The organism is Actinophytocola xinjiangensis (assembly GCF_001921215.1).
In the GTDB taxonomy this organism is placed as follows: domain Bacteria; phylum Actinomycetota; class Actinomycetes; order Mycobacteriales; family Pseudonocardiaceae; genus Actinophytocola; species Actinophytocola xinjiangensis.
In genome coordinates, this window is record NZ_MSIF01000003.1 from 424,328 (window position 1) to 448,119 (window position 23,792).

22 protein-coding genes are annotated in these 23,792 nt (G+C 73.3%); 11 read left to right on the forward strand and 11 right to left on the reverse strand.

Annotation, left to right across the window (positions count from 1 at the left end; all coding sequences use genetic code 11):
• Window positions 1-81 precede the first annotated feature (81 nt).
• Complete coding sequence (locus tag BLA60_RS09705) at window positions 82-972, forward strand: RecB family exonuclease (protein ID WP_075132445.1); 891 nt, start codon at window positions 82-84, stop codon at window positions 970-972.
• Window positions 973-1,752, forward strand: coding sequence for a thioesterase family protein (locus BLA60_RS09710; RefSeq protein ID WP_075132446.1), 780 nt, complete (start codon window positions 973-975; stop codon window positions 1,750-1,752). It begins immediately after the preceding gene.
• Between the two features lie 7 nt (window positions 1,753-1,759).
• Here BLA60_RS09710 and hisG read toward each other — a convergent pair whose 3' ends face one another.
• From hisG to BLA60_RS09725, 3 genes are read right to left on the reverse strand one after another with little or no spacing between them, the layout of a single operon-like run.
• Complete coding sequence (gene hisG, locus BLA60_RS09715) at window positions 1,760-2,605, reverse strand: ATP phosphoribosyltransferase (RefSeq protein WP_075132447.1); 846 nt, start codon at window positions 2,603-2,605, stop codon at window positions 1,760-1,762.
• An 18-nt stretch (window positions 2,606-2,623) separates the two neighbouring features.
• Window positions 2,624-2,887, reverse strand: a complete 264-nt coding sequence (locus tag BLA60_RS09720) for a phosphoribosyl-ATP diphosphatase (RefSeq protein WP_075132448.1) — start codon at window positions 2,885-2,887, stop codon at window positions 2,624-2,626.
• Window positions 2,888-2,945: 58 nt separating this feature from the next.
• A complete protein-coding gene (locus BLA60_RS09725) occupies window positions 2,946-3,620 on the reverse strand; it encodes an HAD family hydrolase (RefSeq protein WP_075132605.1) in 675 nt (224 codons plus the stop codon).
• A 214-nt stretch (window positions 3,621-3,834) separates the two neighbouring features.
• On the opposite strand from BLA60_RS09725, the gene BLA60_RS09730 reads away from it, so the two are divergent.
• A complete protein-coding gene (locus BLA60_RS09730) occupies window positions 3,835-4,743 on the forward strand; it encodes a PAC2 family protein (RefSeq protein WP_075132449.1) in 909 nt (302 codons plus the stop codon).
• 9 nt (window positions 4,744-4,752) lie between these two features.
• The gene (locus tag BLA60_RS09735; protein WP_075132450.1) at window positions 4,753-5,880 is read left to right on the forward strand and encodes an MFS transporter; all 1,128 of its coding nucleotides are present in this window, start codon (window positions 4,753-4,755) and stop codon (window positions 5,878-5,880) included.
• 3 nt (window positions 5,881-5,883) lie between these two features.
• Here the strand turns inward: BLA60_RS09735 and mshC are convergent, their stop codons facing one another.
• Complete coding sequence (mshC, locus tag BLA60_RS09740) at window positions 5,884-7,122, reverse strand: cysteine--1-D-myo-inosityl 2-amino-2-deoxy-alpha-D-glucopyranoside ligase (protein WP_075132451.1); 1,239 nt, start codon at window positions 7,120-7,122, stop codon at window positions 5,884-5,886.
• 129 nt (window positions 7,123-7,251) lie between these two features.
• On the opposite strand from mshC, the gene BLA60_RS09745 reads away from it, so the two are divergent.
• Genes BLA60_RS09745 through BLA60_RS09760 form a run of 4 tightly spaced genes read left to right on the forward strand, consistent with a single transcriptional unit; the run spans window position 7,252 to window position 10,298 of the window.
• Complete coding sequence (locus tag BLA60_RS09745) at window positions 7,252-8,418, forward strand: S8 family peptidase (RefSeq protein ID WP_075132606.1); 1,167 nt, start codon at window positions 7,252-7,254, stop codon at window positions 8,416-8,418.
• A 16-nt stretch (window positions 8,419-8,434) separates the two neighbouring features.
• A complete protein-coding gene (locus BLA60_RS09750) occupies window positions 8,435-8,668 on the forward strand; it encodes a hypothetical protein (protein ID WP_075132452.1) in 234 nt (77 codons plus the stop codon).
• A gap of 23 nt (window positions 8,669-8,691) precedes the next feature.
• The gene (locus tag BLA60_RS09755; RefSeq protein WP_075132453.1) at window positions 8,692-10,074 is read left to right on the forward strand and encodes a hypothetical protein; all 1,383 of its coding nucleotides are present in this window, start codon (window positions 8,692-8,694) and stop codon (window positions 10,072-10,074) included.
• The gene (locus BLA60_RS09760; RefSeq protein ID WP_154814236.1) at window positions 10,047-10,298 is read left to right on the forward strand and encodes a hypothetical protein; all 252 of its coding nucleotides are present in this window, start codon (window positions 10,047-10,049) and stop codon (window positions 10,296-10,298) included. Before BLA60_RS09755 ends, BLA60_RS09760 begins: the two co-directional genes overlap by 28 nt.
• Before the next feature lie 298 nt (window positions 10,299-10,596).
• Here the strand turns inward: BLA60_RS09760 and BLA60_RS46175 are convergent, their stop codons facing one another.
• Entirely contained in the window at window positions 10,597-12,636 is a 2,040-nt protein-coding gene (locus BLA60_RS46175) for a tetratricopeptide repeat protein (protein ID WP_154814237.1), read from the reverse strand.
• Between the two features lie 64 nt (window positions 12,637-12,700).
• Window positions 12,701-13,687, reverse strand: a complete 987-nt coding sequence (locus tag BLA60_RS09770) for an aldo/keto reductase (protein WP_075132607.1) — start codon at window positions 13,685-13,687, stop codon at window positions 12,701-12,703.
• 65 nt (window positions 13,688-13,752) lie between these two features.
• Here BLA60_RS09770 and BLA60_RS09775 point away from each other — a divergent pair, with 65 nt between their 5' ends.
• A complete protein-coding gene (locus tag BLA60_RS09775; RefSeq protein ID WP_075132456.1) occupies window positions 13,753-14,439 on the forward strand; it encodes a DUF427 domain-containing protein in 687 nt (228 codons plus the stop codon).
• On the opposite strand, the gene hrpA is transcribed toward BLA60_RS09775, so the two are convergent.
• From hrpA to BLA60_RS09795, 4 genes are read right to left on the reverse strand one after another with little or no spacing between them, the layout of a single operon-like run.
• On the reverse strand, window positions 14,432-18,310 hold the full coding sequence (gene hrpA / locus BLA60_RS09780; protein WP_075132457.1) for an ATP-dependent RNA helicase HrpA: 3,879 nt from the start codon (window positions 18,308-18,310) through the stop codon (window positions 14,432-14,434). The genes BLA60_RS09775 and hrpA overlap by 8 nt on opposite strands.
• Window positions 18,311-18,346: 36 nt before the next feature.
• Complete coding sequence (locus BLA60_RS09785; RefSeq protein WP_075132458.1) at window positions 18,347-18,985, reverse strand: L-threonylcarbamoyladenylate synthase; 639 nt, start codon at window positions 18,983-18,985, stop codon at window positions 18,347-18,349.
• Window positions 18,986-18,994: 9 nt separating this feature from the next.
• Complete coding sequence (locus BLA60_RS09790; protein WP_075132459.1) at window positions 18,995-19,375, reverse strand: DUF3037 domain-containing protein; 381 nt, start codon at window positions 19,373-19,375, stop codon at window positions 18,995-18,997.
• Window positions 19,359-20,153 carry a HipA family kinase gene (locus tag BLA60_RS09795; protein WP_245811899.1) on the reverse strand — a complete coding sequence of 265 codons (795 nt, stop codon included), beginning with the start codon at window positions 20,151-20,153 and terminating at the stop codon, window positions 19,359-19,361. The genes BLA60_RS09790 and BLA60_RS09795 overlap by 17 nt, the downstream gene beginning before the upstream one ends.
• 153 nt (window positions 20,154-20,306) lie before the next feature.
• Between BLA60_RS09795 and BLA60_RS09800 the strand changes: the two genes are divergently transcribed.
• Complete coding sequence (locus tag BLA60_RS09800) at window positions 20,307-21,728, forward strand: MFS transporter (RefSeq protein WP_075132460.1); 1,422 nt, start codon at window positions 20,307-20,309, stop codon at window positions 21,726-21,728.
• A gap of 11 nt (window positions 21,729-21,739) precedes the next feature.
• On the forward strand, window positions 21,740-22,288 hold the full coding sequence (locus BLA60_RS09805; RefSeq protein WP_075132461.1) for a TetR/AcrR family transcriptional regulator: 549 nt from the start codon (window positions 21,740-21,742) through the stop codon (window positions 22,286-22,288).
• A 169-nt stretch (window positions 22,289-22,457) separates the two neighbouring features.
• Here BLA60_RS09805 and BLA60_RS09810 read toward each other — a convergent pair whose 3' ends face one another.
• Window positions 22,458-23,708: a glycoside hydrolase family 6 protein gene (locus BLA60_RS09810; RefSeq protein WP_281257425.1), complete on the reverse strand. Its 1,251-nt coding sequence runs from the start codon at window positions 23,706-23,708 to the stop codon at window positions 22,458-22,460.
• Window positions 23,709-23,792 lie beyond the last annotated feature (84 nt).

Genomic DNA, 23,792 nt, shown 5'->3' on the forward strand with positions numbered 1-23,792 from the left:
TGTTGGACCGCCGTGATGGGCCTACCGCTCGATCGTGCGGTTCCCGCCGGGAGTGTCGGTGCCCTCGCCTAGGGTTTGACCATGACCGACACCGCCGCCCCCGCTGCCGAAGCCGAGCAGGACGCGGCCGTCCCCCGACCCCGCCGCCCGGCGCTGTCCCCCTCCCGTGCGGGTGACTTCAAGCAGTGCCCGCTGCTCTACCGGTTCCGCGCGGTGGACCGCCTGCCGGAGACGCCGTCGCACGCGCAGGTACGCGGGATCGTGGTGCACGCGGTGCTGGAGGAGCTGTTCGGCCTGCCCGCCGCCGAGCGGGTGCCCGAGCGGGCGCACGCGCTGCTCGCGCCGGTGTGGGCGCGGCTGCGCGAGGAGCGCGCCGAGCTGGCGGACCTGTTCGCCGACGGGGCCGGCGAGGACTCCTGGCTGGAGTCGGCCGACCAGCTGATCGAGGGCTACTTCACCCTGGAGGACCCGCGCCGGCTCGACCCCGAGGCCCGGGAGCTGCTGGTGGAGACCGAGCTGAGTTCCGGGGTGCTGCTGCGCGGCTACGTCGACCGCCTGGACGTGGCGCCCACCGGCGAGATCCGGGTGGTCGACTACAAGACCGGCACGGCGCCGCGTGAGATCGGCGAGGCCAAGGCACTGTTCCAGATGAAGTTCTACGCGCTGGTGCTGTGGCGGCTGCGCGGCACGGTCCCCCGCCAGCTGCGCCTGATGTACCTGGCCGACCGCCAGTCGCTGACCTACACCCCCGACGAGGCCGAGCTGACCCGGTTCGAGCGCACGCTGGACGCGGTGTGGGACGCCATCCTGCGCGCCGGCCGCACCGGCGACTTCCGGCCCAACAAGAGCCGGCTGTGTGACTGGTGTGCCCACCAGTCACGGTGTCCCGCGTTCGGCGGCACCCCGCCGGAGTACCCGGGCTGGCCGGAGCCGGACGCGGGTGAGGAGACCCCGCTGGACCGGGCGGACTAGATGACCGACGCGTTCTACGAGCCGCTCGGCGACGGCCGGTACGTCTCGACCAAGCACAGCACCGGCCCGTGGTCGCCGCACACCCAGCACCTCGGGCCACCGAGCGCGCTGCTGACCAGGGCGGTGGAGGCACTGCCGGCCGCCGCGCCGATGGCCGTCGCCCGGCTGACCGTGGAGATCCTCGGCCCGGTGCCGGTCGCCGAGCTGGAGGTCGGTGCCGGGGTCGAGCGGCCCGGCCGGTCGGTGGAGCTGCTCGGCGCCGAGCTGCGGGCCGGCGGGCGCACGGTCGCCCGCTGCCGGGCGTGGCGCCACCTGCTGTCGGACACCTCGGCGGTGGCCGCCGGGGCCGGTGAGCCGCTGGCGCCGCCGTCGGCCGGCCGGCCCGAGCACCGCCCGGACGACTGGGGTGCCGGCTACCTGGACGTGATGGAGTGGCGCACGCTGGCCGGCGGGTTCTCCACGCCCGGCCCGGCCACGGTGTGGGCACGCCAGCGGGTCGACCTGGTGGCGGGCGAGTCACCGACGAGCCTGCAGCGGCTGATGGTCCTCGCCGACTCCGGCAACGGCGTGTCGGGCTGGCTCAACCCCCGGCGGTGGCTGTTCATCAACTCGGAGCTGACCGTGCACCTGTTCCGGGCGCCGGCCGGCGAGTGGATGGCGCTGGACGCGGTGACCGCCATCGGACCGACCGGGCTCGGCACGGCCAGCACGGTGCTGCACGACGAGTCCGGCCCGGTGGGCCGGGGCGCGCAGGCCCTGCTGGTCCGTCCCCAGAGCTGACCGGGACTCAGAGCCGGCAGGAGCGGATGTCGGAGGCCAGCACGGCCTTCGCACCCAGGGCGGCCAACCGGTCCATGATCAGGTTGACCTCCTTGCGCGGCACCATCGCCCGCACCGCGACCCAGTCCGCGTCGGCCAGCGGCGCCACGGTCGGTGACTCCAGGCCGGGGGTGACTGTGATGGCGTCGTCGAGGATGGTCTTGGGGCAGTCGTAGTCGAGCATCATGTACTGCTGCGCGAACACGACACCCTGCAGGCGCGCGGCGAGCTGGTCCTTGGCCGAGGAGCCGTCCACGTTGGTGCCCTGCAACAACACCGCCTCGGACTCGCAGATCGAGTCGCCGAAGGCCACCAGGTTGTGCTGGCGCAGCGTCCGCCCCGAGCCCACGACGTCGGCGACCGCGTCGGCCACGCCCAGCGCCACCGAGATCTCCACCGCGCCGTCGAGCTGGATGACCTCGGCGGTGATCCCCCGCTTGGCCAGGTCGTCGGCGACCAGGCGCGGGTAGGAGGTGGCCAGCCGGCGGCCGTCGAGGTCGGTGACCGACCAGTCCCGGCCGGCCGGGGCGGCGTAGCGGAAGGTCGACGAGCCGAAGCCGAGGGCCAGCCGCTCGGCCACCGGCGCGCCGGAGTCCAGCGCGAGGTCCCGCCCGGTGATCCCCAGGTCCAGCTCGCCGGAGCCGACGTAGATCGGGATGTCCTTGGGCCGCAGGTAGAAGAACTCGACGTCGTTGGTGGGGTCGAGCACGGTCAGGTCCCGCGACTCGTGCCGCCCCCGGTAGCCGGCCTCCCCGAGCATGTCGGCGGACGGACCGGCCAGCGCGCCCTTGTTGGGCACCGCAACCCGCAGCATCTGGTGGCTCCCGAAATCTCAGAGGTGGCGATAGACGTCGTCGAGGGTCAGCCCGCGCCCGAGCATGAGGACCTGGACGCGGTAGAGCAGCTGCGAGACCTCCTCGGCGAGCCGCTCGTCGGACTCGTGCTCGGCGGCGATCCACACCTCGCCGGCCTCCTCGAGGACTTTCTTGCCCTGCGCGTGCACCCCCGCGTCGAGGGCGGCCACGGTGCCGGAGCCCTCCGGTCGCCGGTCGGCCCGCTCACGCAGTTCGGCGAACAGCTCGTCGAACGTCTTCACGGTCCACGATCCTTCCATCCCCGCCCGGCGACGTCGCAGGTGGATCGGGCCCTGCCGGTCACCCGGGCAGCAACGCGGCCAGGTCGGCCACCGACAGGCCGGTGAGCGAGTCGCGGAAGGTGCGGCGGGGGCCGGGCTCGACCGGGACGTCGCAGGGCACGACCAGGACCTGGCAGCCGGCGTTGGCCGCGGACGCGACCCCGGTCGGCGAGTCCTCGACGGCCACGCAGGCCGGCGGGGTGACGCCCAGCAGACGGCAGGCCTTCAGGTAGGGCTCGGGGTGCGGTTTGTTCAGGCCGTCGACCTCGTCGCCGCAGACGGTGGCGGCGAACAGGTCGCGGCCGATCTTGTCGAGGGTGATCTCGGCGAGGTCGCGGCGGGTGGAGGTCACCAGGGCCATCGGGATGCCCGAGGCGCGCACGGTGGCCAGCGCGTCCCGCGAGCCCGGCCGGAAGGGCAGGTCCTGGCGGTACAGCTCGGCCATCCGGCGGTCGATCCAGGTGGCGGCGTCGTCGATCTGCTCCTGGCTCGGGTCGTCCAGGCCGACCTCCGCGTACAGCAGCGGCACGGTCACCGACATGTTGGTGCCGACCATCGCCCGGCGGGTCGCCGGGGACAGCTGGCCGCCCAGCTTCTCGGTCAGTTCGTAGAGCGGAATGTCCCAGAGTCGCTCGGAGTCGAGCAGGGTGCCGTCCAGGTCCCACAGAACGGCCGAGGGCAGTGAGTGGCTCATGTGCTTCCGGGTCGTGCTCGGGATGGAGCGGAACTCCTCGGACGGTGTCACACCGATCCGCGCCGGACCGGGAAGTGTGACGATCTTCTCGCCGGCCCGGCCGCCTGCCCGGTCCCGGTCGCCCGGCGCGCTGAGCAGCCCGGAAGGAGGACCCGCCGACATGCGATCCAGCCTACGATCCCCGCCGGACCGGGGCGGGTCGTAGGCTTGCCCGGTGACCGATCCGGACCCGCACGCAACCGACCAGTCTCCGGCCGAGGAGGTGCGCCCACTCGTCGAGCCCGTTCTCGTCGCGGCCTTCGAGGGCTGGAACGACGCCGGCGACGCCGCCAGCGCCGCGATAGAGCATCTCCAGCTCACCTGGGAGGCCACCGCGCTGACCGAGGTCGACCCGGACGACTACTACGACTTCCAGGTCACCCGCCCGACCGTACGCATGGTGGACGGGGTGACCAGGCGGGTCGAGTGGCCCACCACGAGACTGTCGGTGTGCCGCCCGCCCGGGGCGTCACGCGACGTGGTGCTGATGCACGGCATCGAGCCGAACATGCGGTGGCGCAAGTTCTGCGCCGAGCTGATCGACCACGTCAACGAACTGGGAGTGACCACCGTCGTCACTCTCGGTGCCCTGCTGGCCGACACCCCGCACACCCGCCCGGTGCCGGTGACAGGCACCGCCTACGACGCCGCCTCGGCCGCCCAGTTCGGCCTGGAGCGCTCCCGCTACGAGGGCCCGACCGGGATCGTCGGCGTGCTCCAGGACGCCTGCGTGCGGGCCGGGGTGCCGGCGATCTCCATCTGGGCGGCGGTGCCGCACTACGTGTCCCAGCCGCCCTCACCGAAGGCGACGCTGGCGCTGCTGCACCGGGTCGAGGAGGTCCTCGACATGGAGGTGCCGCTGGGTGAGCTGCCCGAGCAGGCCGAGGAGTGGGAGCGGACGGTCACCGAGATGGCCGCCGAGGACGAGGACGTGCGCGACTACGTGCGCGCGCTGGAGGAACGCGGCGACTCGGAGACCACGCTCAACGAGACCAGCGGCGACGCGATCGCCGCCGAGTTCGAGCGTTACCTGCGCCGGCGCAGGCCGGGCGGACCGGGCCGCGGCTCGGCCGGCCCGTCCTAGCCACCGGCCTTGTCAGGCCGCCGCCGGCTCGCGACCGCGGGTGTGCACGCCGGGGCCTTCCTCGGGCCCTTCGGCGGCGGGGTCACCGTGGCCATGCTGCCCGAGCTGGGCGCGGACTTCGGGGTGTCGGCGTCGGACGCGTCGGCCACGATCCCCGCCTACCTGGTGCCGTTCGCGGTGCTGATGCTGTTCTCCGGGACGCTGGGCGCGCGCTGGGGGCTGCGGCGCAGCGTGCTGGGCGCCTACGGGGTGTCGGTCGTCGGCTCCGTGGTGTGCGTGCTGGCCGACTCGTTCCCGCTGCTGCTGGCCGGGCGCGGGATCCAGGGCGTCGCCAACGCCTTCACCACGCCGCTGCTGCTGGCCACGCTGGCCACGACCACCCCGGCGGGCCGGTTGGGGCGGGCGTTGGGGCTGTTCGCTGCGATGCAGGCCGCCGGGCAGACCAGCGGGCCGCTGGTCGGCGGGCTCGCGGCGGAGGCGACCTGGCGGCTGGCGTTCGTCGGGGTCGCGCTGACCGCCGCGGTGCTGGTGGTGATCGGCCTGCCGGCCGACGGGCGGGCGGGGGACGCCGCGGTGGCCGGGCCGGTGCGGCTGCGGGAGGCGTGGCGGCCGGCGACGCTGCGGGCGTCGGTGGTGGCGCTGGTCGGGTGGGGGTGCCTGGGCGGGTTGACGTTCCTGGTGGCGTTCCGGGCCGAGGACCGGTTCGGGCTGGGGGCCAGCGAGCGGGGTGTGCTGCTGACGGTGTTCGGCGTGGTCGGGATCCTGACGGCCGGGCTGGTGGGGCGGCTGCTCGACCGGATCGGGGCACGGGCCGGGGTGCTGGTCGGCGCGGTGGCCGGTGCGGTGCCGGTGGCGTTGATGGGGGTGGTGCCGTGGCTGGCCGGGGTCGCCGTGCTGTGGGCGCTGGCCGGGCTGCTGGCGCAGTTCCTGCAGGTCGGGGTGAACGCGCTGGTGCTCACCGGCGAGGTGAACCAGGCCGGTGCGGTGTCGGTGGTGCAGGCGTTCCGGTTCGTGGGCGCGTCGGCGGCGCCCCTGGTGCTCACGCCCGTGTACCACGGGTCGGCGGCGGTCGCGTTCCTGCTGCCGGCGGCGCTGCTGGCCGTGGTGCCCGCGCTGGTCCTGGTCCGGCGCGGGTGAGGGTTACAGGGCGATGCCGAGCAGCGCGTCCACGGCGGCCCTGATCTGGGCCGGGGCGTCCTGGTCGGCGCCGGCGCCGGAGAGCGTGGCCTCCGCCCAGGCGTCGACCGCCTGGATCGCGCCGGGGGTGTCCAGGTCGTCGGACAGGTGGTCGCGCAGGCGGGCGATGGTGTCGGCGGCGGCCTGGCCCTGACCGGCGGTGGTGGCCGCGCGCCAGCGGGCCAGCCGGGCCTGCGCACCGGCCAGCACGGCGTCGGTCCACGAGCGGTCGGCGCGGTAGTGGCCGGAGAGCAGGCCAAGGCGCACGGCCATCATGTCGACCTGGTCGGCGCGCAGGCGCGAGACGAACACCAGGTTGCCGCGCGACTTGGACATCTTCTCGCCGTCGAGGCCGATCATGCCGGCGTGCGCGTAGTGCCGGGCGAACGGGTGCTCGGCGGTCAGCGCCTCGGCGTGCGCGGCGCTGAACTCGTGGTGCGGGAAGATCAGGTCCGAGCCGCCACCCTGCACGTCGAACCGCATGCCGAGGCGGTTGAGGGCGATCACCGAGCACTCGACGTGCCAGCCGGGCCGGCCCGGGCCCAGCTCGCTGCCCCAGCTCGGCTCGCCGGGACGGGCCGCGCGCCACAGCAGCGCGTCCAGCGGGTGGCGCTTGCCGGGGCGGTCGGGGTCGCCGCCGCGCTCGGCGAACAGCCGCGCCATCGTGTCCTGGTCGTAGCCGGACACCTCGCCGAAGGTGCCGGAGGCGTTGCGGTCGAAGTAGATGTCCGGGTACCGCTCGTCGTCCACACGGTAGGCGGCGCCGGCGGCCAGCAGCTTCGCGACCGCCTCGACGATCTCGGGGATGGACTCGACGGCGCCGAGGTAGTCCTGCGGGGGCAGCACCCGCAGGGCGGTCATGTCCTCGCGGAACAGGGCGGTCTCCCGCATGCCCAGCACGACCCAGTCGTCGTGGTCGCGTTCGGCGCGCTCCAGCAGCGGGTCGTCGACGTCGGTGACGTTCTGCACGTAGTGGACGTCGTGTCCGTTGTCCAGCCAGATCCGGTGCACCAGGTCGAAGGCCAGGTAGGTCGCCGCGTGCCCGAGGTGGGTGGCGTCGTACGGGGTGATCCCGCAGACGTACATCGACGCGGTCGTGCCCGGGGTGGTCGGACGGACCTCACCGGCGGCCGTGTCGTGGAGGCGCAGCGGACGCGGCGTGCCGGGGACGCGCGGCACCGGGAGGGAGGACCAGCTCTGCATGGTTCCGAGATTAGACGCCGCCCGTTCGGGGGAACTTGGACACTGACGTGTGACGCCCGTTACATCGCCTGGTCGGGCGCCGATCCCCTGGACGTCGTACAAGCCGAATGACGTGAGGACGTGGCGAACATGACCAGCGCAGGAGACGGGACGACGGGGCGCTACCTCGTCCTGTTGGAGGACGACTGGAGCCAGGCGACGCGGGAGCTGAGCCGGGTGGCCGGTATCCGGGCGGTCGACTCCGCCGAGGCCGGTCTGGCCGACCCGTTGTGGGAGGCCGACGGCCTGGTGCTGCGCGAGCTCGGGGTCGCGCTGGTGAGCGCGGACGCCGACCAGGTGACGGCGCTGACGACCGCGGCCGGCGAGCCGGGGCCGATCTCGCTGGTGGAGCCGGAGCGGTACGTGCGCGCGCTGACCGCGTCGGCCCCGCAGGCCACCACCGAGGTGGACGAGTCGACGTTCACCTGGGGGCTGCAGGCCGTCGGCGCGCCGAACAGCACGGCGACCGGCGCCGGGATCCGGGTGGCGGTGCTGGACACCGGGCTGGACCTGGCGCACCCGGAGTTCAGCGGGCGCACCATCGAGTCGAAGTCGTTCGTGCAGGGCCAGGAGGTCCAGGACGGGCACGGGCACGGCACGCACTGCGTCGGCACCTCGTGCGGGCCACGGGAACCGGGTGACGGCCCCGGCTACGGGGTGGCCTACGAGGCGGACATCGTCGCCGGGAAGGTGTTGAGCAACGAGGGTTCAGGCGCGGACGGCGGGATCCTGTCGGGGATCTCGTGGGCGATGAACAGCGGCTGCCAGGTGATCTCCATGTCGCTGGGGGCCGCGGCCCAACCGGGGCAGGCGTACTCGCGCACGTTCGAACGGGTGGCGGCGCGGGCGCTGGAGCAGGGCACGCTGATCGTGGCCGCCGCCGGCAACGAGAGTGAGCGGCCGGGTGTCATCGCCCCGGTCGGCCACCCGGCGAACTGCCCGTCGATCCTCGCGGTCGCCGCGGTCGACGCGGCGGGGCGGGTCGCCCCGTTCTCCTGCGGCACGGTCGACGACATCGGCGCCGTGGACCTCGCCGGCCCGGGGGTCGACGTGTACTCCAGCTGGCCGATGCCGTTGCGGCACAAGCGGATCAGCGGTACGAGCATGGCGACACCGCACGTGGCGGGGGTGGCCGCGCTGATCAGCCAGGCGACCGGCGCGACCGGACACGAGCTGTGGGCTCGCCTCGCGCGGACCGCGCGGCGGCTACCGTTGCTCTCGACCGACATCGGTGCGGGCCTGGTTCAGGCTCCCTAGACCGTCAGGAGGGCGCGTGGCACGCGTGATCGTCTCGGTGGCCGCCGACCGGATCGCTGATCTGCCGACGGTGGTCGACGCGCTGCGCCGCGCCGGCCTGACCGTCGCCGAGGTGCTCGACGGCGCCGGGGTGGTGACCGGGGAGGCCTCCGGCGAGGTGATCGCCGCCCTGGCGAAGGTTCCCGGTGTCGCCGACGTCGAGACCGAGCGCGACGTGCGGCTGCCGCCGCCGGACTCGCCGGTGCAGTGATCCCGGTTTCCTAGACTGGACCGGTGTCGGAGAGCCGCTGGGCGACGGTCTCGGCGGTGCGGACCGTGCTCGTCGTCGTGCGTTCGCCGGTGTCGCTCAACCGGTTGCTCGACATCCTGCCGGTGTTCGGCGGTGACCCGCGGGTCCAGCTGGTCTTCGCCGTGGACGGCGGTTCGGAGTTCACCGGCGGTCTGCGGTCCCGGCTCGCCGGGCACGGCGCGCGGCTGATCTCCTGGAAGGACGCGACGTCCCGGTCGTTCGACCTCGCGCTGGCCGCCAGCGACAACAGCGACCTGCACCGGATCCGGGCGCCGCTGGTGCTGTTCCCGCACGGGGTCGGCTACCAGCGGTTCTCCGCGCACGAGCCGGGCGCGGTGTCCGGGCTGCGGCGCTCGCGGCTGGTGCGCCACGGACGGGTGGTGCCGGCCAGGATCGTGGTCAGCCATCCGAGCCAGCGCGACGTGGTGGGCGCGGTCGACCACCGGCTGCTGTCCCGGGTGGTGGTGGCCGGCGACCCGTGCTTCGACCGGATCCGGTGCAGTGTGGCCGGGCGGCACCGCTACTCCCCCGCGTTCGGCGCCGACGGCCGGCGGCTGGTGGTGCTGTGTTCGACCTGGGGTCCGCACTCGCTGTACGGGCGGCGGCCGGGCCTGCCGGCGCGGGTGGTGGCCGAGTTGGACGCGGACGGCTACCGCACCGCGCTGGTGCTGCACCCGAACGTGTGGGCCCAGCACGGCGAGTTCCAGCTGCGGACGTGGTTGCGGCCGGCGCTGGACGCCGGCCTGGTGCTGGTGCCGCCGGAGGAGGGCTGGCGGGCGGCGCTGGTGGCGGCGCGGCTGGTGGTGTCCGACCACGGTTCGCTGACGACCTACGCGGTCAGCGCCGGGGCGGCGGTGCTGCTGGCCGAGGACGGCGGCCCGGAGGTCGTTCCCGGCTCGCCGATCGACCTGCTGCGGCGGCGGCTGCCGCGCCTGCGCGACGACGTCGCGCTCGACGAGCAGATCGCCCCCGCCGATGCCGTGGCGGCCGACGTCGCCGGGACGGTGTTCGCCGAGGTGGGCCGGTCGGCGCAGGTGCTGCGTGCGGTGCTCTACGAGCAGCTGCGGCTGGCGCCACCCGCGTCGCCGGTGCGGGTGCGCCCGGTGCCGGTGCCCGATCTCGCGGTGCCCGCCCCGACCGTGTACGCGGTGGCGGCCGAGCTGGGGGCGGCGCGGGAGGAGCGGGTGTCGGTGACCCTGCGGCGGGTCCCGGCGACCGGCCACGATGAACCAGACGGGTCGCGGCCGCGTCACCTGGCGGTCAGTGACGCCGAGCTGGACCCCGGCTGGGCGCGGGGTCGGCGGTGGTGTGGCGCGCCGGGCCGCCGGTCCCGGCCGAGGTGGCGCGGGCGTGGGCCAAGGACCTGACAGAACGGCTGCCGGCGGTTCGGGTGGCGGTGGCGGCGGTCCGCGAGGACGAGGTGCTGGTGGTGGCGCGGGAGCGCCGGGAGCTGCTGGCCAGCGGGACGGCCGACGCCGCGCTGGTGGGCTCGGCCGTGCGGTGCTGCCTGGTCGGCGGGGTGCGGCTGGACCTGGTGCGCACGCTGGACATCACCGCCGGCGGGACGACCGTCGCGGTGCGCCTGGGTTAGACGACCAGCGCGTCGGCGATGGCGGCCGGGTGCGCCGGGATCCGGTGCGCACGCCCAACAGCACCACCAACGGGACCACCCTCGCGGCGCACCTCGGCCAGACAACCAGCGCGTCGGCAACGACGGCCGGGTGCGCCCGGATCCAGCGCACACACCCGACAACACCACCAACGGGACCACCCTCACGGCGCACCTCGGCCAGACAACCAGCCCACCGGCAACGACGACCCGGTACGCCCAGATCCGGTGCGCACACCCGACGGCACCACCGGCGGGACCACCATCGCGGTGTGCCTGGCTAGGCGCCGCCGACGATCACCCGCGCCGCGCGGGGGCTGCCCATCCGTTCGAGCAGCGACACCGCACGGTCCCGGTACTCCGCCGCCCCGGCGCCGCCGAGACGAGCCAGGACGATCAGCGCGTCGGCGGCGTCGGCGGTGTTGCCGTCGCCGAGGGCGAGGTCCACGGCCGTGCTCAGGGTGTGCTCGGCGTCCTCGACCCGGCCGGCCCGTTCGAGCACCGCGCCGGTCGAGGTGAGGATCTTGGGCAGCAGCACGGCCGCCGGGCCGCCGGTGACCGCGTCGCGGGCGGCGGCGCACATGTCCAGTGCCTCGTCGATGCGGCCGAGGCGGCCCAGTGCCCGGCCGACGAGCATGCTCTGCAGCGCGGTGCCACGTACCAGGCCGAGGTCTCGGTTGATCGCCAGTGCCTGGCCGAACCAGTCCAGCGCCGCCTCGTCGTCGCCCCGGCGCAGGCACAGGTTGCCGGTGAAGTCGTAGGTGGAGGCGGTGAACCTCGGCGGGCCGCCGGCCACCAGACCCCGGGCGGCGATCAGCTGCTCGTCGGCCTCGTCGTAGCGTTCGAGTTCCTGGTAGGCCTTGGCCAGCAGGCAGCGGCAGCGCGCCTCGGTCTCGGCGACACCGGTCAGCACGGCCGAGTCCACGGCGAGCCGACCGGCCCGCACCCAGGCCGACAGCGGCTTGCGGGTCTTGTACAGCGCGAACAGCGCCTCGAACAGCCGGCACACCTCGGCGTGCCAGCCCTCCTCGGCGGCGGCCTCCATCGCCGCCAGCAGGTTGGCGTGCTCACGGTCGAGCCAGTCCAGCCCGGCGGCGGCCGACACGTCGGGCGCCCGCTCGCCGCGCACCGACTCGGGATCGGCCACCCGCAGCCGGTCCGGGTCGGCGGCGAGGTCGGCGGCCATCGCGCCGAACAGCCACCAGCGCACCGCCCGCCGGCGCCACGTGCGGCGGGTGTCGAGGTCGTCCTCCTCGGCCGAGCGGTGCAGCGCGTGCTCGCGGACCATCCGGTGCAGGCGGAAGGAGTCGAACCCGTCCTCCTCGACCAGCCCGACCCGCACCAGCTCCGCCAGGTTCGCCCGCGCGGCGCCGGTCGTCCCGGCGCTCACCGCGGCCAGTACCTCGATCCCGAACCGGACGCCGGCCATCGCGCCCAGCGTGCGGTAGAGCAGCTTCGGCTGGTCGGCGAGACCGGCGTAGGCGTGGTCGAACGCGGCGAACACCGTCGCCCGCACCGTGCCGTCGCCGCCGCGCAGGTCCGCCAGCAGGCGCGCGACCGGCAGGTCCCGGTGCCGGGCCAGCAGCCCGCCGGCCACCCGGATGGCCAGCGGCAGGCCGTCGAGGGCCGCGACCAGGTCCCTGGCGCCCGCCGGGTCCCGCTCGACCCGCCCACCGCCGCACAGCTCGCCCAGCAGCCGCACGCCGCTGTCGACCGACAGCGCGCCGAGCGGCAGGTCGAGCGCGCCGTCGGCGTAGAGGCCCTCGAACGCCCGGTTGCCGGCGGCGAGAACCATGCTGCCCGGCGAGTTCGGCAGCAGCGCGGTCACCTGCTCGTCGTCGGTCACGTCGTCGAGCAGCACCAGCAGCCGCAGGTCCGCGCTCAACGACCGGTAGAGCGCGACCCGGCGGGCGAACGTCGACGGGATGTGCCGTTCCGCCACCCCGAGGCCCAGCAGCAGCGACGCCGCCGCCTCGCCCGGCGCGCGTTCCTGCGGGCCGAAGGTCACCGACAGCACGCCGTCGGGGAACAGGTCCCGCGACGTGGCCGCGAACTGGCGCAGCAGCGCGGTCTTCCCGACGCCCTGCATGCCCCGCACGGCGATCACCTCGGGGTGGGCCGGGCGCGCCGAGGCGGCACGTTCCCGCAGCACCGCCAGCTGCTGTTCGCGGTTCACGAACGCCGAGGGCGGCGGGCCGGCCTCGGCGGGCACCACCGGCCGGGGCCCCGGATCGGTGAAGGTGACCGACCCGATGTGTGCCGCCTGGACGACGTTGCCCGCCGCTCCCGACATCGTGTTGTGCCCAGCGACCTCATCCACCGCGGCCGACCCCCAGATGGCGTGTTGTGGCCCACCACACTACGGGAATCGGCGGCGGCGACCCTCACGCGGCGGCGAGCACCCCGGCGATCTCGGTCAGCTGCTCGGGACGCAGCGGGCCCAGGGCCAGGGCACCGGCGTTCTCCCGCGCCTGGGCGACGGTGCGGAAGCCGGGGATCGGGATCGTGGCGTCGCTGCGGGCCCACAGCCAGCCGAGGGCGCCCTGGGCGAGGGTGCGGCCGTCGCTGGTGAGGATGTCGCGCAGGGCCGCGACCCTGGCCGCCCACTCCGGGGTCGGCACGCCGTCGGCGAAGAAACGCAGCCACTCCGGGGCCCGCGTGCGGATGTCGGCGCCGGCCGCCGGGCTGGCCGCGGTGCGGCGGCCGAGCAGACCCATCGCCAGCGGGGTGCGGTTGACCGACGCGATGCCCCGGCGCTCACACAGGTCGAGGATCTCCGGCGCGTCGTGCAGGACGCTCAGCTCGTGCTGGACGGCCGTGCAGTGCTCGCCGTCGGCGAAGGCCGCGGCGCTCGCCGGGTCGTCGGTGCTCCAGGCGTAGCCCCGGATCAGGCCCTGCGCGACCAGGTCCTCGCAGGCCTCGCGCAGCGGCAGGGCCTGCTCGACCGGCACGCCGAGGTGCAGCTGGTACAGGTCGAGGTGGTCGGTGCCCAGCCTGCGCAGGGTGGCCTCCAGTGCCCGCCGGACGTGGCCGGGCGAGGCGTCCTGGCCGGTCAGCACGCGGCGGTCGGTGTCGATCACGTTGCCCCACTTGGAGGCGATGACCACCTGGTCGCGGCGCCCGCGCAGCGCCCGGCCGAGCACCGTCTCGCTGTGCCCGGCGCCGTAGACGTCGGCGGTGTCGAAGAAGGTCACGCCGAGGTCGAGCCCGGCGTGCACGGCGCGGATGGACTCGTCGTCGTCCACCTCTCCCCAGCCCAGCGGCCTGCCGTCGCGGTCGGCGAACGGCCCGCCGATCGCCCAGCAGCCGAAGCCGAGCGCACTGACCTCGGTCGCGCCGAGCGTGCGTCGTCCGGTCCACGTGTTCGTCATGTCCACCGATGGTGGTACCTGGAGCGCGCTCCGGGTCCAGTGGTTTTCCGGGTAGTTTCGATCCCATGCGGCAGGAGACGAGCCAGAAACGTGTTCGGGCCTACGCCGGTGGCCGGCTGGTCGCCGACTCGGCGCGACCGGTCCTGGTCTGGGAGATCCCGTACTACCCGACCTACTTCCTGCCGGCGGCCGACGTGCTGGCGACCCTGGAGCCCACCGACGACCCGGTGGTGTTCGACGTGGTCGCCGACGGGATCCGGGTGCCGGGGGCGGCGAGCCGGCTGCCCGGCCTGGAGGACCTGGTGCGGCTGCGGTTCGACGCCATGGACGAGTGGCTGGAGGAGGACGAGCCGATCTACGTCCACCCCCGCGACCCGTACAAGCGGGTCGACGTCCTGGCCAGTTCGCGGCACGTGGTGGTGTCGGTCGACGGGGTCACCGTCGCCGAGTCGCGCCAGCCGAGGATCCTGTTCGAGACCAGCCTGCCGCAGCGCTACTACCTGCCGCTGACCGACGTGCGGCTGGACCTGCTGACGCCGTCGACGACCCGATCCCACTGCCCGTACAAGGGAACGGCGAGCTACTGGTCGGTCGACACCGGGCGGTCGGTGCACGAGGACGTGGTGTGGATGTACCGCGCGCCGCTGCCGGAGAGCCAGAAGGTCGCCGGGCTGGTGTGCTTCTACAACGAGAAGGTCGACCTCGTCGTCGACGGCGTCGCCCAGGCGCGACCGGACTCACCGTTCAGCTGATGTCGTCGATCGCCCGGTACACGCGTTTCTCCGAGATCGGGTAGGCGGTGCCCAGGGTCTGGGCGAAGAAGCTGATCCGCAGCTCCTCGATCATCCAGCGCACCCGGCCGTCGTCGCCCGGCCGGCCGCGTACCTCCGCGTAGGCCTGGGCGGCGTCCTGCACGACGTAGGTCCACTCCCGGTCCCGGTCCGGGCGTTCGGGCAGTTTCTCCAGGCGCCGCAACACACCCCGCAGGTAGCGCTCCACATCGGAGAGCCGGGCGACGCCGGTCGCGGTGACGAACCCGTCGAACACCAGCGCCGCGACCTGGGCGCGCATGTCGGCCACCGACTCGGCGAAGACCTTCCCGTTCATCCGCCCCAACGCGGCGTCCACCTCGGCGTGTGTGGTCAGCACCGCGCGCACCCGGTCCAGGGTGCGCCACAGCCCGTCGGCCAGGCCGCCGCGTACCGAGGTGGCCAGCGCGGCGAACGCGTCGGCGTCCCACACCGGGCCGCCGTGCGCGCCGACCAGTTCGTCGGCCGCGGCGTTGAGGCAGTCCTCCAGCAGGCCGGAGACGCTGCCGTGCGGGTTGGCCGACAGCGCGAGCTTCGCCGCGTTCGGCAGCCGGCGCACCACCTGCTTGACCGGCGAGGGCACCGTCAGCAGCAGCAGGCGCCGGGTGCCGCGCCACATCGCCCGCGCCTGCTCGGCCTCGCTGTCGAACAGCCGGATCGCCACCGACGTGCCGGTATCCACCAGCGCCGGGTAGGCGGTCACCTGCTGGCCGGCGCGGCGCAGCGACACACTGCGCGCGAGCGTGCCGAACGACCACTCGGTCAGGCCCTCGCGGGTGATGCCCTCCTCGCCGGAGGCCAGCGACGCGCGCACCCGCGAGGCCAATTCCCGTTTCAGGGCACCGAGATCCTTGCCGGACAGCACCGGCCGGCCCTCGTCGACCACCTGGAACGTGGTGCGCAGGTACTGCGGAACCTGGTCGAGCTGCCAGGCGTCGGGCGGGACGACCACCCCGGTCAGCTCCCGCAACAGCCCGGCGACCTGGTCCAACGACGGCTCGGGCACCGCCGCCAGCCGCGCGCGCAGCGCCGCGGCGTAGTCGGGCACCGGCACGAAGTTGCGGCGCAGCGGCTTGGGCAGCGAACGGATCAGCGCGGTCAGCAGGTCCTCGCGCAGGCCGGGGACCTGCCAGGGCAGGCCGTCGGCGCTGACCCGGTTCAGCAGGGCCAGCGGCACCTCGACGGTGACCCCGTCGGTCGCCTCGCCCGGTTCGAAGCGGTAGCTCAGACCCAGGCGCAGGTCGTTGTGCGACATGGCATCCGGGTAGGAGTCCCGGCTGACGTCCCCCGCGTCCGGGTTGACCAGCATCGACGGGTCGAAGGTGAGCAGGTCGGGGGTGGCCCGTTTCGTCTTCTTCCACCACGTGTCGAAGTGCCGGCCGGACACCACCTCCTTGCCGACCCGCTCGTCGTAGAACTCGTAGAGCGTCTGCTCGTCGACCACGATGTCGCGGCGGCGGGCCTTGTGCTCCAGTTCCTCGGCCTCGGCGAGCATCTCGGCGTTGCGCCGCAGGAACGGGTGGTTGCTGGCCCACTCCCCCTGCACCAGCGCGTGCCGGATGAACATCGCGCGGGACACCTCGGGGTCGATCCGGCCGTAGTTCACCGGCCGGTCCACCACGATCGGCAGGCCGAACAGGGTGACCCGCTCGGAGGCCATCACCGCCGCGCGTTTCTTCTCCCACCTCGGCTCGCTGTGGTTGCGGCGGACCAGGTGCCCGGCGGCCGGCTCGATCCAGTCCGGGTCGACGCGGGCCACGATCCGGCCCCACAGCCGTGAGGTCTCGACCAGCTCGGCGGCCATCACCCAGCGGGGCTGTTTGCGGAACAGCGCCGAGCCGGGGAAGATCGCGAACTTCGCGTTGCGCGCGCCGAGGTACTCCTTGCCGGCCGGGTCCTTGAGCCCCAGGTGGGACAGCAGGCCCGACAGCAGCGCCTGGTGCACGGCGGCCGGCTCGGCGGGGGTGTCGTTGGCGGTGACGTCCAGGCTCTTGGCCATCTGCCGCAGCTGACCGGCGACGTCCTGCCACTCCCGCACCCGCAGGTAGTTGAGGAACTCCGCGCGGCACAGCCGGCGGAACCGGTTGGCCGACAGGTCCCGCTTCTGCTCGGTGAGGTAGCGCCACAGGTTGAGGTAGCTCATGAAGTCGGAGTCGGGGTCGCGGAACCGCGCGTGCTGCTGGTCGGCCTGCGCCTGCTTGTCCACCGGCCGCTCGCGCGGGTCCTGGATGGACAGCGCGGCGGCGATCACCATCACCTCGCTGACGCACCCGTTGTCGGCCGCGGCCAGCACCATCCTGGCCAACCTCGGGTCGACCGGGAGCCGGGCGAGCTTGCGGCCCAGCGGGGTCAGCCGGGGGTCCGAGGAGCGGGTCGAGGACTCCAGCGCGCCCAGCTCGTGGAGCAGGTTCATGCCGTCGGTGATGTGCCGGCGGTCCGGCGGCTCGACGAACGGGAACGCCGCGATGTCGCCGAGGTCGGCGGCGGCCATCTGCAGGATGACCGAGGCGAGGTTGGTGCGCAGGATCTCCGGGTCGGTGAACTCCGGGCGGGCGTCGAAGTCGTCCTCGGCGTAGAGGCGCACGCAGATGCCGTCGGAGGTGCGCCCGCAGCGGCCCTTGCGCTGGTTGGCCGAGGCCTGCGAGACCGGCTCGATCGGCAGCCGCTGGACCTTCAACCGGTTGCTGTACCGGGAGATCCGGGCGAAGCCGGGGTCGATGACGTACTTGATGCCCGGCACGGTCAGCGAGGTCTCGGCGACGTTGGTCGCCAGCACCACCCGCCGGCCCCGGTGCGGCTGGAAGACCCGCCGCTGCTCGCCGGAGGACAGTCGGGCGTAGAGCGGCACGATCTCGGTGTCCGGCCGCTTCTGGGCCTCCAGCGCGTCGGCGGTGTCGCGGATCTCCCGCTCGCCGGACAGGAACACCAGGACGTCGCCGGGGCCTTCGGCGGACAGCTCGTCGACGGCGTCGAGGATCGCCTGGGTCTGGTCGCGGTCGGGGTCGGCGTCCGGGTCGTCGGGGTCGACGACCGGGCGGTAGCGGACCTCGACGGGGTAGGTGCGGCCGGAGACCTCGATGATCGGCGCGTCGTCGAAGTGGCGGGAGAAGCGCTCGGGGTCGATGGTCGCCGAGGTGATGACGACCTTGAGGTCGGGGCGGCGCGGCAGGAGCTGTTTGAGGTAGCCGAGGATGAAGTCGACGTTGAGGCTGCGCTCGTGCGCCTCGTCGATGATCAGCGTGTCGTACTGGCGGAGGTGGCGGTCGGACTGGAGCTCGGCGAGCAGGATGCCGTCGGTCATCAGCTTGAGCAGCGTGCCGTCGCCGGCCTGGTCGGTGAACCGGATCTTCCAGCCGACGGCCTCGCCCAGGCGCACGCCGAGTTCGTCGGCGATGCGTTCGGCGACCGTGCGGGCGGCGATCCGGCGGGGCTGGGTGTGGCCGATCAGCCCGCGTACGCCCCGGCCCAGCTCCAGGCAGATCTTGGGCAGCTGGGTGGTCTTGCCCGAGCCGGTCTCCCCGGCCACGATCACGACCTGGTTCTCGGCGATCGCCTTCTTGACCTCCTCGCGCCGCTGGCTGATCGGCAGCTCGTCGGGGTAGGTGACCGTCGGGACCGCGGCGCGGCGGCGGTCGACGCGCTGGGCGGCGCGGTCGACCTCGGCGGCGATCTCGTCGAGGCGGGCGCGGCGGGCGGTCTCGTCGCGAACCTTGCGCAGACCGTCGAGCCGACGGCCCAGGCGTTGTTCGTCGCGCAGCGTCACCTCGGACAGGCGTGCGCGGAGGTCACCGGGGCTCAGGGAAGGCACAGTCATCGCGTCACGAGCCTAACGACCGGCGCGAGTCGGTTTTCAGCCGCGGCGCAGTGGCTCCCCGAAACGGGCCAGGTCGCCGGCGCCCTCGCGGATCACCTCGGGCTGGTCGTCGGAGAAGTCGATCACCGTGGTCGGCTCGACGCCGCAGTCGCCGGAGTCGATGACCGCGTCCACGACGTGGTCGAGCTCCTCCTTGATCTCCCAACCCTGGGTGAGCGGCTCCTCGTGGTCGGGCAGCAGCAGCGTGCTGGACAGCAGCGGCTCCCCCAGCTCGGCGAGCAGGGCCTGGGTGACCACGTGGTCGGGGATGCGCACGCCGACGGTCTTCTTCTTCGCGTTCTGCAGCCGGCGCGGGACCTCCTTGGTGGCCGGCAGGATGAACGTGTAGCTGCCGGGGGTGGCCGCCTTGATCGCGCGGAAGACCGTGTTCGGCAGGTAGACGAGCTGGCCGAGCTGGGCGAAGTCGTGGCAGACCAGGGTGAAGTGGTGCCGGTCGTCGAGGTGGCGGATCGCGCGGATGCGGTCGACGCCCTCCTTGTTGTCGGTCAGGCAGCCCAGCGCGTAGCAGGAGTCGGTCGGGTAGGCGACCAGCCCACCGTCACGCAGGATCGCGACCACCTGGTTGATCGCGCGCCGCTGCGGGTTCTCCGGGTGCACGTCGAAGTACTTCGCCACAGCGAAAGCCTAGGGTGCTGGCTCGACCAGGACATGGGTACCCATCAGCCGGTCGAGTTCGGCGTCCGGGTCGTCGGTGAGGCCGGTGTGCGCCGGCGAGGTCCGCACGATGGTGCTGCGCGGGGCGGTGAGCCAGCGGAACCGCTGGCCGGGGGTGCTCTCGGCGGTCGCGCCGGCCTCGCAGGAGCGGCTCCACGAGCCCAGCGCGTCGGCCAGCACGTCGAGGTCGATGGCCGGGTCGAGCGCGCGCAGCCGGGCGGGGTCGAGGTGGGTGCGGCAGCGCAGGTAGCGCAGCGGTGCGCAGTAGACGATGGCGCCGACGTTCATGAACTCCCCGCGCTCGGCCCGGGGCACCGCGCGCACCAGCGCGTACTCAAACACGTGCGGCACGGGTCTCCTCCAGGGCCGGCACCCAGGTCGCGGCCTGGTCGAGGCGGCGGGCGAAGTAGGCGAGGTAGGCGGCGCGCACCTGGTCGGCCGAGGCGAACGCCGGGTCGGCGGCCAGCCACTCGTCGGGCACCAGGGCGAGCACCTCGCGCAGCAGGTCCTCGGTGACCAGCGGGCGCAGGGCGGCGTCGGCGTCGGCGATCGAGCCGGCGGCCGGGAGCATCACGTGGTCGCTGATGTCGTAGCGGTACTCGGCGGCCGGCACCCAGTCGGGACCCCACCGATGGTGGAAGTACAGCGACGCTCCGTGGTCGATCAGCCAGACTTCGCGGTGCCAGAGCAGCAGGTTCGGGTTGCGCCAGGTGCGGTCGACGTTGAGCACCAGCGCGTCGAGCCAGAGCAGGCGGGCGGCCAGGTCGGCGCCCGGGTCGCGCACCCTGGGGTTGAAGTCGAACGAACCGGGCAGGTAGTCGAAGCCGAGGTTGAGGCCGCCGCTGGCGTCGAGCAGGTCCTGGATCTCCTCGTCCGGCTCGGCCTTGGACAGCCGGGGGTCGAGGTCGGCGAGCACGATCTCGGGGACGCGCAGGCCGAGCCGGCGGGCCAGTTCCCCCACGATCACCTCGGCGACCAGCGCCTTGACGCCCTGGCCGGCGCCCCGGAACTTCAGCACGTACATGCCGAGGTCGTCCGCCTCGACCAGGCCGGGCAGTGAGCCGCCCTCGCGCAGCGGCGCGACGTACCGGGTGGCCGTGACCGTGCGCAGGGACTCGCCGTGATCCACGGGAGGCATCATGCCGCACGAGCCGGGGCTGACCGCCGCTGGAGTCGCGCTCGCGAGCAACGTCATATCTGATTGACCCCATCGGGTGAACAACTGTTTACTCCAGGGGTGAACACTGGTTCACCGCCCCAGGCGGATCGCTCCCGCCGGCTCATGGTCGTGCTCTGTGGCTGCGGCATCACCGTGTCCCTGATGCACACGCTCGTGGTGCCGCTGCTGCCGGAGATGTCGCGCCAGCTGCGCCTGTCCCAGGACTCCGCGTCCTGGCTGCTGACCGTGACCATGCTGGCCGGCGCGGTCTGCGCACCGGTCGCCGGGCGCCTGGCCGACATGGTCGGCAAGCGGCGGATGCTGGTCTGCTCACTCGGCCTGATGACCGTCGGCTCGCTGCTCGGCGCGCTGAGCTGGTCGTTCGGGTCGCTGCTGGTCGGGCGACTGTTGCAGGGGGCCTCCTTCGGCGTGCTGCCGCTGGGCATCAGCATCCTCAAGGACATGCTGCCGCCGAGCCGGGTGATGGCCGGCACCGCCACCATGAGCTCCACCCTGGGGGTCGGCGGCGCGATCGGCATGCCGCTGTCGGGCGTGATCGCCGCGCTGATGGACTGGCACGCGGTGTTCTGGGCGGCGACCGTCGTGTCACTGGCGGTGCTCGTGCTGGTGCTGGTGTTCGTGCCGGAATCACCGATGCGGGCCTCCGGCCGATTCGACTTCGTCGGCGCCGCTGGCCTGGCCACCGGCCTGGTGTGCCTGCTGCTGGCGATCTCCCAGGGCTCGCGCTGGGGCTGGGGCAGCGCCGCGACGATCGGCCTGTTCTGCGGCTCGGCCGGGGTGCTCGCCCTGTGGTCGGTCCACCAGCTGTGGGTGCGCTCGCCGCTGGTCGACCTGCGCACCTCCAGCCGCCCGGTGGTGCTGCTGACCAACCTGGCCACGCCGCTGATCGGGCTGGCCATGTTCGCCTCGTTCATGCTCACCCCGCTCCAGTTGCAGGCCCCGCTGGAGACCGGCTACGGCCACGGCGCGTCGGTGCTGGTCGGCGGGGTGTGCATGGTGCCGATGGGCCTGGGCATCCTGGTGTTCTCGCCGCTGTCGGCCAAGCTGTCGGCCCGGCGGGGCGCGCACGTCACGCTGCTGTGCGGCGCGCTGCTGATGCTCGTCGGCAACGTGGCGATGACGACCCTGCCCGGCCACCTGGCGCTGCTGATGCCGTTGCTGCTGGTGCTGTCCACCGGCTCGGCGCTGTGCTTCTCCGCGATGCCGACGCTGATCATGAACTGGGTGCCCAACACCGAGACCGCGTCGGCCAACAGCCTCAACGCCCTGCTGCGCACCATCGGCACCAGCACCTGCGCGGCCCTGGGCGGCACGTTCCTGGCGATCTTCACCATGGACGTCGACGGCACCGAGGTCGCCTCGGCCACCGGCTTCGAGCTGACCTACTGGATCGGCGCCGCCGGGGCGCTGGCCGCCGCCGTGCTCGCCGGGTCGGTCGCGTTCGCGATCCGCCGCGCCGGGCGCGACGTCACCGACGAGGCCCGCCTCGACGGTGACCAGGACGCCGACCTCGCGAGTCGGTAGGCTCACCCGCCATGAGCACGGCCGAAGTGCCTGGCCAGACCAGGGACGCGATCCTGCGCGCGGCCCGGCGCCGCTTCGGCCAGCGGACCTTCGCCGAGGTCGGCCTGCGGGACATCGCCCTGGACTGCGGGGTGAGCGCGGCGCTGGTGGTGAAGTACTTCGGCACCAAGGAGAACCTGTTCGCCGAGGCGGTCTCGTTCGAGACCGAGGCCACCGCGCTGCTGGACTGCGAGCTGGACCGGCTGGGCGAACACCTGGTCCGCACGCTGTGCGACCTGCACGACCGCGCCCAGTCCGACCCGTTCCTGAGGGCCGTGCTCACCGCCTTCCGGCCCAACGGCGAGGACTTCGCCGCCTCCTTCCAGCAGCACGTCGTCGCGCCGCTGGCCACCCGCCTGTCCGGCGGCGACGCCCAACTGCGCGCCGACCTGATCTGCGCCCAGCTCATCGGCCTCGGCGCCGTGCGGGTGGCGCTGCGCCTGCCGGGCCTGACCGCGCTGACCGTCGACGAGCTGGTCGAGCACTACGCCCCGCGGCTCCAGACCCTGATCGACGCCTGAGGGCGCGGCCCCGCGACGCGCCCTCCGGCGCCGGCGAACCGTGCTTCGCCGGACCGGGCGGAACGCGCCGCGGGTCCCCCGACTCCCACCGGTGGGTCCAGGGGAACAGCCTCCTGCCGGGGACGTTCGGCAGGAGGCTGTTCGGTCAGTGCCGGTTCACAGCGCTGGACTACAGCGGCGGGTAGGCGTTCTGGACCAGCTCACTGAACTGGGCCTGGAACCAGTGACCGGACAACGGGGCATCCGCCAACGCACCCGACATGTTGTTGCCGTTGCGCGGGTTGCCCTCGTAGGTGGGGTCACACATCCGGTCGAAGCCCTTGCCCTCGTCGTTGGGGATCTCCTCGCTGGAACCGTCCGACTCCCCCGGCGGCTTGACCCACACGAACGCGTCGATGCCCTCCTCCGGCGAGGCGGTCGGCCGCTCACCGATGCCGGCACCGGACTGGTTGCACCAGTTGCCGGTGTGGATCCGGCCGTCGATGCGCGACTCCTCGACGAAGGTGTTCGGGTCGGTCGACGAGCTCGGGCCGCTCGGGCGGTCGGCGCCGCCCCAGCCGTTGCGCGAGGTGTCGATCAGCATGCTGATCCGCCGGCCGAACCGCTGCGAGAACAGCTCGCCGTAGGCCTTGGCGTAGGAGACCTCGTCGACGTAGCGGTTCCAGTCGACCCAGTCCGACGCCTCGCGCACCGGCCGGCCGCCGATCACCGTGTTGGCGTCGAAGTGCTCCTCGTGCAGCACGCCGTAGTTGGCCACGTTGGACACGAAGCCGTGCACGTCCTCGGGCGAGGCGCCGTTGTTGGTCACGGTCTCGTTCATCACCAGGTCGGCGAAGGGCTCGAAGTTGTCGTCCCAGCCGAGCCAGCCGTGGTGGCCGATGTCGATGTAGTTGTAGACGTTGGGCAGCGCGCCGAGCGCGCCCAGCGCGTAGCCGACACCCTTCTGGTAGTTGCCGTTGGCCTTCATCGTGTTGCAGTTCTCGGTCTGCGTCTCACGCGGCGCCACGTTGGTGATCAGGTTCGGCAGCGAGTCGATCTCGACCACCGTGACGATCCGCAGGTTGGCGTAGGCCGGGTCGCCCAGGATCTCGGCGATCGGGTCGATGTACTCGGTCTGGTACCGGTCGATGGCGTCGGCCGGCAGTTCGCCGTTGGACGCCAGCGCGGAGCAGTCGCGGCCCGGCAGGTTGTAGATCACGACCTGGAACAGGTCAGCGCCCTGGTCCAGGGCCGTGTCCAGGTGCGCGCGCAGGCCGCGGGCGCCCTCGGTGCCGTTGATCGCGGCGGTGCGGTCCATCCACACGAACGTCGGCTCGTCGGCGATCGCCGAGCCGCCGCCCTGGCTGGCCCGCCCCGACCAGTCCGGGTTCACGTAGACCTGGGCGCCCTCGTACGGGTTGTCGACCCGTGCGGTGGTCACGTCATCGGTTTTTTCGGCTGTGGCCTCTGCGCCGAAGGTCAGAAGTCCGGCGACCACCGACATCGCCGCGGCCGCAGCCAGCGC

Excerpts from the sequence above, each read along its gene's own strand:
- BLA60_RS09770 (WP_075132607.1), bottom strand. The coding sequence starts at position 13,687 with ATGACGAACACGTGGACCGGACGACGCACGCTCGGCGCGACCGAGGTC.
- BLA60_RS09725 (WP_075132605.1), bottom strand. The coding sequence starts at position 3,620 with ATGAGCCACTCACTGCCCTCGGCCGTTCTGTGGGACCTGGACGGCACC.
- hisG (WP_075132447.1), bottom strand. The coding sequence starts at position 2,605 with ATGCTGCGGGTTGCGGTGCCCAACAAGGGCGCGCTGGCCGGTCCGTCC.
- BLA60_RS09705 (WP_075132445.1), top strand. The coding sequence starts at position 82 with ATGACCGACACCGCCGCCCCCGCTGCCGAAGCCGAGCAGGACGCGGCC.
- mshC (WP_075132451.1), bottom strand. The coding sequence starts at position 7,122 with ATGCAGAGCTGGTCCTCCCTCCCGGTGCCGCGCGTCCCCGGCACGCCG.
- BLA60_RS09745 (WP_075132606.1), top strand. The coding sequence starts at position 7,252 with ATGACCAGCGCAGGAGACGGGACGACGGGGCGCTACCTCGTCCTGTTG.
- BLA60_RS09805 (WP_075132461.1), top strand. The coding sequence starts at position 21,740 with ATGAGCACGGCCGAAGTGCCTGGCCAGACCAGGGACGCGATCCTGCGC.
- BLA60_RS09800 (WP_075132460.1), top strand. The coding sequence starts at position 20,307 with ATGGTCGTGCTCTGTGGCTGCGGCATCACCGTGTCCCTGATGCACACG.
- hrpA (WP_075132457.1), bottom strand. The coding sequence starts at position 18,310 with ATGACTGTGCCTTCCCTGAGCCCCGGTGACCTCCGCGCACGCCTGTCC.
- BLA60_RS09775 (WP_075132456.1), top strand. The coding sequence starts at position 13,753 with ATGCGGCAGGAGACGAGCCAGAAACGTGTTCGGGCCTACGCCGGTGGC.
- BLA60_RS09710 (WP_075132446.1), top strand. The coding sequence starts at position 973 with ATGACCGACGCGTTCTACGAGCCGCTCGGCGACGGCCGGTACGTCTCG.